Below are 9,497 nucleotides of genomic sequence, written 5' to 3' on the forward strand. Positions count from 1 at the left end.
AGATACTTAAATGATTTATTTCCTTCCAAGAAGTAACTACGGGGCACTTTGATAAATAAATCATATTTCTTACCCAGTACTTCAGAGTCAATCGTCACAACCTTGCTGCTAGCAATTTCAAAACTACGATCTTCAGCAACTGCTGCATTGTCGCAGCTTACGTTAAACATAATAATAAAAGTTAAGCATTTTACAAAAAACAGTTTCATCTGATATTTTTCCTTAATTTTGCTTTATAAGTTTAATATTGGAATTTTTAGCCGTATATCTAGCGATTAAAAAAGTAGTTAAATCAGTCTGCAAAAACTTGTTCGAAGTTGATTCTTCCGAGTGAAGGGTTACAAAAATTCAAACGGAAGCTATAAATCACATTTTTAAAATAAATTTTCATAAATTTCCAAAATCAAAGTGTGACATGTGTCACAAAGTTGCCTTGTAACATACCGAATGTTAAAGTGCGACACAAGTCACACTTTTTAAATTTTTATATGAAGCCAAATTCAACAGAGTTAGAAATACTGAAATTACTTTGGAAAAAGCAGCCACGCACAGCCAAAGAAATCCATGAACACTTGGCATTAAAGTATGGATGGTCATACTCATCTACACGTAAAACCTTGGAAAGAATGGGCAATAAGGGAATTTTAGAAGTAGGTTCCTCAGGCAACAAAAAAACCTTTAAGGCATTAATTGAGAAAATACCGACGCTTGCATCCTACATGCAGGAGTTCGCAACCAATGTCTTAGAGTTAGATGAACCTCTACCTGTCACTATGTTCGCTGATAGCCGTTTAATAAATAAAGCAGAAATCGATGAATTAGAGGAACTATTAAATCAACTCTCAAAGGATGAAAAACAAAAGTAGTGGACTCTTTCATTATTCAATTCATAGTAAATAGTATTTTTCCTTGGCTTATATTTTCTGGCTTTGCTTATGCTTGCTCATCTTATATAACCAAGTACGATAATACCTCGCCAAGTATTTGGTGGTCAGCGCTTTTAGCTAGCTTTTTACCCTTTATCCCTTTGTCTCTTGGCACTATTAATATACCTATTGCTGATTTGGATTATATAAACTCAAGCTTAGAAAGTGTACAAATAGTAAAACAAGCCAGTATTACTCATGCAAGTTTGCAGAAAGTAGATTTAATCGCAACAGCGCTAATTGTTGGTTACTTTGGTTTTACCTGCTTAAAATTAATTAAACTATTAGCCGTTTGGCAAAACCTCAAAAGCTTATCAAGAGCATCTGAGTTAATAAATGAGCTGTCGACTAGTAAAGTGAAAGTTGTAATTTCCTCGCTAAACCATAGCCCTTTTGTCATTGGCATAGCGGCGCCCTATATCGTGCTACCTAACTATTTTTCATCGCTAAAAAAGGATCAACAAAACATTTTGATCCAACATGAGCTAACGCATATTACAAACAAAGATCATATTACAATTCTTTTATGGAGGGTCTTAAGCACCCTTTTATGGATAAACCCATTTGTTAAAAAGATGGAATGGCAGTTTATTCGCGCTATGGAACACAAGTGTGACAGGCTGACAATATGTCGCTTTAATTTTAACAAACATGATTATGCCAAGGCACTGTTGCAATCATTAAAAAAAAGCGTTCAATTTGATAACAACAATCCAGTCGCTCAATTTAATTCTGGTGCGCTTTGCGTTGATGATTACAAAGCGAGGCTTACACACATTGCTTATCCAACGAATAAAAGCCGACTTACTTTAACTTTAAAGTTCTTTTTAATGTTACTTGTTATTTTTAGTCTGCATATATTTTTAAAAGACTCCGCAATGACAGGCAATCTAACTTGGCAGCACCCACTAGATAACCATACGATAAGCTCAACATTTCGTAGTATCAGCAAGGTCAGAGATTATAAGCCACATCGTGGTGTTGACTATGTTGGAGAAAGAGGCAGCCCTGTGCTGTCTGCTGCTGATGGAATAATAGTTATTTCAGATAACAAAACCTTGCATTCGAACTATGGCAATACTGTATTAATTCAACATAAGAATGGCTACCAAACGTTATATGCACATCTAGAATCGAGTGACGCCAAAGTAGGTTCTTGGGTTAAAGCTGGGCAGGTTATTGGTGATACAGGTAAAGCGACAGGGGTTCATCTTCATTTTGAAGTAATTAAAGACAATCAAAGAGTTGATCCTAGTTTAGTGCTCGGCGCTAAAACTACAAGGTAATAGCTTCTATTTCAGGCACTTCTAGCTTTATAAAGGTATAATATGTTTAAAGAAAAATGTTTTATTATTTTTACTTTTCTTTTTAGTTCATTTAGCTATGGCGGTGAAATATTTGATAGCCTCCCAGACACAATAAATTCATCTGATAAATATGTTTTTTATTCTCACGGATTCATTGTAGAGGGCATAGATCCTAAACCTGTCCATGAGCGCTGGGGGCAATATAATTTTCCAGCTATTAAAAAGGAACTTGGTGACTCAAGCTATCATTTAATTGCTACTCATCGACCAGCTAAAACCCATCCTTTTAAATATGCTGAACAGCTATCTAAACAAGTAACTAAATTACTAAAAAATGGCGTACTTGCAAGTAACATAACCTTAGTTGGCTTTTCCCGTGGTGGGTTTATCACGGCAATTGCATCGAGTAATTTAAAAAACATGGATATTAACTTTGTAATTTTAGCGGCTTGTACAAGCGGATTAGCTAAAAGAGCAGAAATCGCTATTTATGGTCATTTATTATCAGTATATGAAACATCTGATTCTGTTGGTTCGTGTGACGATGTAGTTGCTAGGAATCTTGGCACTGTTAGTTCTTATAAAGAAGTTTCGATTTCAACGGGTAAAGAACATGGCGCTTTTTTTATCCCCAGAAAAGAATGGATAGTACCCGTTAAAGCCTGGTTAAAACGTAAAAAGCCTCAGTAGTATTGTATAAAATCTAAGATCATACAGCCGATAATTCAATTTGAACAACTTAAAAAGTAATAAGCTAAGGATTAAATCAACTTCATGGAAATTAGAAAATTAAACTCTTTAAGAGCTTTAGCCGCCCTTATTGTATTTGTTACCCACTTTTCAGATATAACTCATTGGTTAAATGGCTCTCTAGGGGGTGGTTCTGGAGCCTATGGTGTAATGTTATTTTTCCTTCTTAGTGGGTTTTTAATGTCACTTCTTTATTTAGACACTAAGTTTAGCAGAGCAAATATTGAACGATACTTATTAGCCAGAGCTGGCCGAGTTTTACCCCTATACCTTGTAATTGTATTTAGCTCTTACTTATTAACACAAAATAACTATGATATTTTATACAACATAACTGGTCTTAATTCGTTAATAGGGCACCTTTTGTTTATACATGGCGAAAGTGTGCTTTGGTCAATTCCACCAGAAATACAATTTTATATTATATTTGTAGCTTTCTGGTCTTTAGCAGGCGAAAGGAAAGGGTATATATATTTATTAATCGTTGCCTTTATGATGTTTTGGTATTTAGCTGATTTCCCAAGGTTATTTGGTGAAATTGAAAGTATTCCTTACAACTTTTTTAGTACTTTAAGAACGTTTCCGTATTTTTTTATTGGCGTTATATTTGGTTTGCATTACAAATCACTTAAAGTGCCAAGTTATATGAAAAGTAACTGGTTTATATTAGCTTTATGTTTAATACCTCTATTGTATCCTGAGTTTTCACCTATTAACGAGGGCGACAAAAAAAAGATGTGGCTTAGTTATGTAAGTTTTATTTGTTATGAGCACAGTATTCTTTTGTGTTGTTTTTTTAGTACCAAATAACAATATTGTTTTAGCAAATAAAATTGGTGACTTTTTAGGGAAGGTGTCTTACTCATTCTATTTATTGCATATGCCTATTATCGGAATAGTTAATAAATTAAATTTAAACAACGAACTTAAGTTGTTGTTATCACTGAGCTTAAGCGTGTTTTTTGCGTATATATCGTATGTTTTCTTCGAAAGGCCTATTGCAAATAAAATTAGAAGTCTTTCGAATAAAAAGCAGCAAAAAATTTAGTTTTTACACATTTAAGGAAAAGAAAAAATGTTTTTAAGCTGGCCTTTGCTGTTGTTTTTTTGCTCTATAGCGTTAAGTGCGAAGAAGAATACAGAAGTTAAAATTTGAAATACGCATACCTTGAATCAAATCTGAAAAAAGTGGATTAGAATATGAGCTTTATATACGCTTGCCCAACAATTATTCACAAAGCAATAAAAAGTACCCTCTGGTATTATTGAAAGACACGGGCTACTTCGTTGCAGCGGCGAGTGGCATTGTACATCTAATGGGGGCAGATATTTTAAGGATGTCATTATAGTCGGGATTTCATACTCCAAAGGACATGACCCTTTGATTAGTCGTACAAGTGACTACACACCAACATATGCCTCAAATGAAGGTGGCACTCGCTCCAACCTCAAAAGCATTCTGGTCAAGCCAACCAGTACATAAGTTTCATTTCAGATGAAGTTTTACCCCTTATTAACCATAAGTACCGAATTAAGCCGGACAAAAAGATATTTGTTGTCTACTCATATGGCGGGTTGCTTGGCGCCAACATTTTGATCACTCATCCTGAATTGTTTGAGTATTACATTTAGGTAGTCCATCGTTCTGGTATGACAATAAAGCGATGTTTCGGCTGGAAAGTAACTATGCAAAAAGCAATAAAGCCATGAAAGAACAAGTGTTTATATACATTGGTAGTGAGGAGGGCAGCATGGTTGAGGAAATGCTAGCATTTGAGACTCAGTTAAAGTCACGAAATTGTCAAGGGTTAAGTACCCAATCCAAAGTATTAATAGGGTTGTCTCACCTCAGTGCTTTTGCAGTGTTATTAACCTATGGTCTTCAAAAAGCTATTCCTAAATAAAGCAAAGGTAACTAACCAGTGGCTAAGATTTTTATGGCCACTAATGGCACCCAGCAGTACTTCAGCGAATAGCGGTCATTGAGGATTAGTTGTCATTAGCTAAATGAAACTTTACTCACCTTTACATGATAAAACAATCTAGCCCAAGCATAATATTTATTAATAGCAATAGCTTATACTTTTTGGTATTAATAAAAACTTATAAAATAAGGATATTTTCGCGCTAAAATAGGGAAGGTGTCCTCCATTTTTGGCCTCCTAAAGGTAAAGTGAAAGAATAAATAGAGGCCAGTAGTGCTTCTAGTAGGTCTTATAGATAGTCGGCATTACGTCAATAAAAATGCTTAAAGTTGATTATAGGACTCGTTTTTTAATTGAATCTGGCTGTTGAAGTTATTCTACTGCCTCGTTATAAGTCGGTATTATATGTACATTGGTGAAGCATCAAAAAAAACAGGATTATCTATTAAGGCAATTCGATTCTATGAAGAAAAAGGATTGATAAGGCAGCCGGAAAGAAAAGGCCGCTATCGAGTATATGATGAAACAGATATAGAGCTTCTCATATTAATTAAAGAGGCAAAGGATTTAGGAATAACGCTGTCTAAACTTAGAGGCGTTATCGTTTACAATGATAACAAAGTTGACTGGAAAAAAATTAAACAATTTTTAAGCGAGATAAGAAAAGAATTAATTAGCAAAATTGAGGATATAAATAAGCAAGTCAATAATATTGATAAATGCTATAACCAGATAAATCCTTAAATAAACATTTGACTCTCCCCTAATGGGGAGACGGTAAACTCCATCTCACATAATTAATTATTGGATAATGAGATGAGTAAGCGGGTATTAGTTCTGGTGGGAAATCCTAAAAACGATAGTTTTGTAAGTTCTTTAGCTGAGGCTTACTTAGATTCAGCTAAAAATAAACACGAGGTCCAGCTGATAAAAATATCAGATATGGAGTTCAACATCGATCTTTCCAGCGGATATGATGAAAAAGCCTCTTTAGAAGATACGTTAAAGTCATTTCAGGCCTATATTGAGTGGTGCGATCATTTAGTTATTTTTACACCCATTTGGTGGGGGGCAGTACCTGCAAAATTAAAAGGACTTATTGATCGAACATTTCTGCCTGGTTTTGCATTTGAATACGAGAAAGGTAAATCTATTCCCAAAAAATTACTGGAAGGGAAAACAGCCCGAATTGTGATGACGATGGATACCCCACCATGGTATTACTTTTGGATTCAAGGTGCCCCAGCTATCAAACAATTAAAGACAACAACACTCAAATTCGTTGGTTTTGGTTCTGTGAAAAGTAAAATGATTGGCCCTATTATAAGCTCTACTAAAGAGTCTAGAATTAAATGGATTAATGATATGTCAAAACTAGGGGCTACTGCTAACTAAACTCACATCATATATGAGCCTTAACTCTGTCAATAGGTATTAATGTTATTTTTGACCATTTTTACCGTAATAAAAGATAAATTATTAACCTAAAAATTAAATTTAATGGTGCAATCTTGTTGCTTAATTAAAGTGGCTGTCTTGTTTATTGGTTTATTGTTGTGATTATAAAGATAATAACCGGAATAAGGTCATGACACTGAGTTGCGACGAATTTTTACGGCGTTATTTACAACATATACTGCCAAAGAGGTTTATGCGTATTCGTCACTATGAATTTTTAGCTAATGCATGTCGTAAACAAAAGTTAGCGTTAATAAGGACTCAAGAGTCACACACATGTAAACCAGTGAAGCCAAAAACAGAAAAAGGTCCATTGATACCTCATTGGCCCTGTCAATCATGCAAGGTTGGCATCTTACGATTTATTGGTATATCAGCGTCGGAGACAGCAATTCTTACAACAGGGCGAACGAGTTAGCGGGCTAGCCTGCTTAATAGAATCAATGAGTTAACCTGCTTAATTGCTCAGGCTAGTAGTGACTGTGCGCGGTGAAAATATCATTGCTTAACAGTTTAATATTAGGTTTAATAGGGACATAATAAACGCTGAGTAACGCAGGGATAGCTTAGATACGATATACACGTCAATGAAATTGGCTAGATATCGGTTAGGCCATAAAAAGCCTTTCTTTATAAGTAAAGTCCATAGCATAAACAATACCAACGCGAACACACCAAGCAGGTAGCGCCTCAGTCCAACAAGCGATTATGCAACACAAACTGTGTGTTGCATAAATACTAAAGTGTTAGAAAGCCTATGAAGAATTTGAGTTACCTTTTAGCTTTGTTGTTTTTATTTGGTTGTGGAAAGAAAGAGCCTGACCCTGTTTGGGATTGGGGTTATTTACCTTCATCAGAAATATCGAACTCTAAACGGGAACAATGTGCTCACGAGTATTACCAGTCTTTTCCGATTTCGACAGATAGTGGAGAAAGCCTTAGGATTGGACACAGTTCTATTTCCGGCCGTTCTCATAAATACTATATTGGTTCTGGTTGTATGGTTGCTACTGTAAGCACGAGAGTCTATTTGGATGCTGACAAACAAGCTAATAATTTTTACTCGGTTTCTGTCTTAATGCCAACTTTAGATGATAGGTGCAGGAGTAACCCTGACATACCAGCATGTAAGGAAAGCTCAGTTAGTCACACTGTCTTATTTTCTAGAGATATTTCAGCTAGTGAGATTGGTGACTATTTTAAAAGTAAGACTATGAATCAAATCGTAAGTTATGACGAACATAGTCGTGTTGTATCTTTTCAACTCAGAAATAAAAGCCTTGAGTATGGGATGCAGGCTTTCTAACAAAACAAATTAAAAGTGCGGACAACAAACAGTTGGCTTTGTTCGTTCCTCACAAATTTTAGCCAACTATTTTTTGCCGTTCATTTGCGGCGTTAGCTTTACAAGGAAGTTTATGAGTATATGTCCTAGCTGTGAGTATAAAGTAGATATTTTAAGTTTTTCTTTATCCGCATTCCCATTTTACTTTAAATGTTCCAATTGTAATGTGAGATTGAAACTTATCAGCTCAAAGTTATTCTGGGCTACATTTGTACTATATTTAGCGGTAGTTATTACATTGATAATTTATATTCCGATTCTTCGTGAATATAATTTAGGGGTTATCCTGGCCATATCGAGCTGGTTCTACGTTCACTATAAAACTTCACCTTACATACTTAGCAAAGATAACTTGGCAATATATCCGTAGCGTAAAGCTAATCGGGTAGCCGGAGGTCTCTAACCTCCAGCCCCCACACCACCCATCATGCGGGTCCGCAATGGGCGGTTCATCTCCCGTAATGAATACCGATCCAAATATCTCTCAATGACACTAAACCTTGTGACGCTAAATAGTCATTGCCTAGCGCAATGTTAATTCCTTTTGTTTTTTGAGCTTCGACAAGGCCCTTTACTGGTGATACCACAGCCTATGGCGAGTCGTTCGCTAACACCCAGTTTTATTAAACTGCGTACTTTCGTGCGCGGTTTACGCCATTGCCGCCAGTAGCACATTCTTATCCTACGGCGGATCCAATGATCTAAATCCACCGTTAACTGATAAGTGTTGGCTATTAAGTAATAGTGTCCCCAGCCACGTAAATACTGCGTGAGTTTATGAATTTGTAGGGTCATTGAGATCCCCCAGTTGCGGTTAGTGAGTTCTCTTACATTTGCTTTAAATTCCTTTAGCGGAATATTACAGTGAACAAAGGCATGAATAAATTGACCTTACGGGGTCAAGCTAAAGTGAATGCCTTTAGTTTACGCTGCGGCAACTGTGTTGCCTTGTTCATAATATAGAAAAGCTGCAAAACACGATGCATTAAGAAGGGAAAGCCCTTTTAACTTAAAATAAAGCCACTGAAACACCCGTAAACCCTTCCAAAACGCCAGTTAAAACAATACCAAACCAGCTTTTATATTCTATGAAAAATACAGTAATCGATTGATCAATAGATAAAGATGAAATTGAAGTAGTTCTTAGTTCTTTTAAAGGTCTATTTAGGAAATCGAAGAATAAAAGCAAAAAAACTGCTGACTATTTTTATAGCCTACAAATTCGGCATGCTAAACAGTGGCTAAACGAAACTGACGATGAGAATGAAGACTCTAAAAAACCTCCGCTTGAAGTGGAGTATTTAACTAAGCTTTTAGACTTTGTAATATTTAAGGCCGCCGAAGAACGGCGCAATAAAATTGCGCAATTAGGCCCTTGGATTACAGCTATTGCGTCGTTAATTGTGGCTGCGTTAGCAATCGTAGTAAAAAGCAGTTAACAAGGCACTTAAATGGAAGTAAAACAGCCTGTTTTATGGGATCCAAATGGATTACCTAATGCTCTAAAAATGCTTAGAGTTAATTGCTGGGGCTCGTTTTTTAATTAATTTTGGTTGTTGGAGTTATTCTACGGCCTCGTTATGTTAATGGAGTCACCCTTGTCATCTGTCCCCCAAAATAAACAAGAATTGGAACAAGCAATTCAACTAATATTTGATAAAATTCTAGCGGACTACTCAAGCATTCCTGAAGAGCTATCTAGAACTGTTAGAGTAGAAGGGAATGTTAAAGGAACAGAAATAAGTGTTAGTGATACGCTTGCTTATCTAATTGGTTGGGGAAAGCT

Annotated in this window: 10 protein-coding genes and 3 pseudogenes; 11 read left to right on the top strand and 2 right to left on the bottom strand. The window is 35.8% G+C overall.

Features of this window, described 5'->3' with window-relative positions; genetic code table 11:
- Window positions 1-209: pseudogene (locus tag P20495_RS22320) on the bottom strand (alpha/beta hydrolase); the annotation flags it as partial.
- Window positions 210-488: 279 nt separating this feature from the next.
- On the opposite strand from P20495_RS22320, the gene P20495_RS20935 reads away from it, so the two are divergent.
- From P20495_RS20935 to P20495_RS04480, 10 genes and pseudogenes are all read left to right on the top strand, one after another.
- The gene (locus tag P20495_RS20935; protein ID WP_033016230.1) at window positions 489-866 is read left to right on the top strand and encodes a BlaI/MecI/CopY family transcriptional regulator; all 378 of its coding nucleotides are present in this window, start codon (window positions 489-491) and stop codon (window positions 864-866) included.
- Window positions 866-2,212, top strand: coding sequence for a M23/M56 family metallopeptidase (locus P20495_RS04505; protein WP_008138191.1), 1,347 nt, complete (start codon window positions 866-868; stop codon window positions 2,210-2,212). The genes P20495_RS20935 and P20495_RS04505 overlap by 1 nt, the downstream gene beginning before the upstream one ends.
- A gap of 42 nt (window positions 2,213-2,254) precedes the next feature.
- A complete protein-coding gene (locus P20495_RS04500; RefSeq protein ID WP_008138193.1) occupies window positions 2,255-2,923 on the top strand; it encodes a hypothetical protein in 669 nt (222 codons plus the stop codon).
- Window positions 2,924-3,007: 84 nt separating this feature from the next.
- Entirely contained in the window at window positions 3,008-3,793 is a 786-nt protein-coding gene (locus P20495_RS21360) for an acyltransferase (protein ID WP_008138195.1), read from the top strand.
- 678 nt (window positions 3,794-4,471) lie between these two features.
- On the top strand, window positions 4,472-4,615 hold the full coding sequence (locus P20495_RS22610; RefSeq protein ID WP_242401497.1) for a hypothetical protein: 144 nt from the start codon (window positions 4,472-4,474) through the stop codon (window positions 4,613-4,615).
- Between the two features lie 74 nt (window positions 4,616-4,689).
- Entirely contained in the window at window positions 4,690-4,887 is a 198-nt protein-coding gene (locus P20495_RS22615; protein ID WP_008138198.1) for a hypothetical protein, read from the top strand.
- A gap of 426 nt (window positions 4,888-5,313) precedes the next feature.
- The gene (locus P20495_RS04490) at window positions 5,314-5,652 is read left to right on the top strand and encodes a MerR family transcriptional regulator (protein ID WP_008138200.1); all 339 of its coding nucleotides are present in this window, start codon (window positions 5,314-5,316) and stop codon (window positions 5,650-5,652) included.
- A gap of 72 nt (window positions 5,653-5,724) precedes the next feature.
- On the top strand, window positions 5,725-6,303 hold the full coding sequence (locus tag P20495_RS04485; RefSeq protein ID WP_008138203.1) for an NAD(P)H-dependent oxidoreductase: 579 nt from the start codon (window positions 5,725-5,727) through the stop codon (window positions 6,301-6,303).
- A 187-nt stretch (window positions 6,304-6,490) separates the two neighbouring features.
- Window positions 6,491-6,784 (top strand): annotated as a pseudogene (locus tag P20495_RS21710) (transposase); the annotation flags it as partial.
- 339 nt (window positions 6,785-7,123) lie between these two features.
- Window positions 7,124-7,672: a hypothetical protein gene (locus P20495_RS04480; RefSeq protein ID WP_008138205.1), complete on the top strand. Its 549-nt coding sequence runs from the start codon at window positions 7,124-7,126 to the stop codon at window positions 7,670-7,672.
- A 488-nt stretch (window positions 7,673-8,160) separates the two neighbouring features.
- Here the strand turns inward: P20495_RS04480 and P20495_RS22620 are convergent.
- Window positions 8,161-8,563: pseudogene (locus tag P20495_RS22620) on the bottom strand (group II intron maturase-specific domain-containing protein); the annotation flags it as partial.
- A 746-nt stretch (window positions 8,564-9,309) separates the two neighbouring features.
- On the opposite strand from P20495_RS22620, the gene P20495_RS20950 reads away from it, so the two are divergent.
- Window positions 9,310-9,497: ClbS/DfsB family four-helix bundle protein (locus tag P20495_RS20950; protein WP_033016234.1), on the top strand; the 188-nt coding region annotated here is incomplete at its 3' end.

This window comes from Pseudoalteromonas sp. BSi20495 (assembly GCF_000241185.1).
In the GTDB taxonomy this organism is placed as follows: domain Bacteria; phylum Pseudomonadota; class Gammaproteobacteria; order Enterobacterales; family Alteromonadaceae; genus Pseudoalteromonas; species Pseudoalteromonas fuliginea.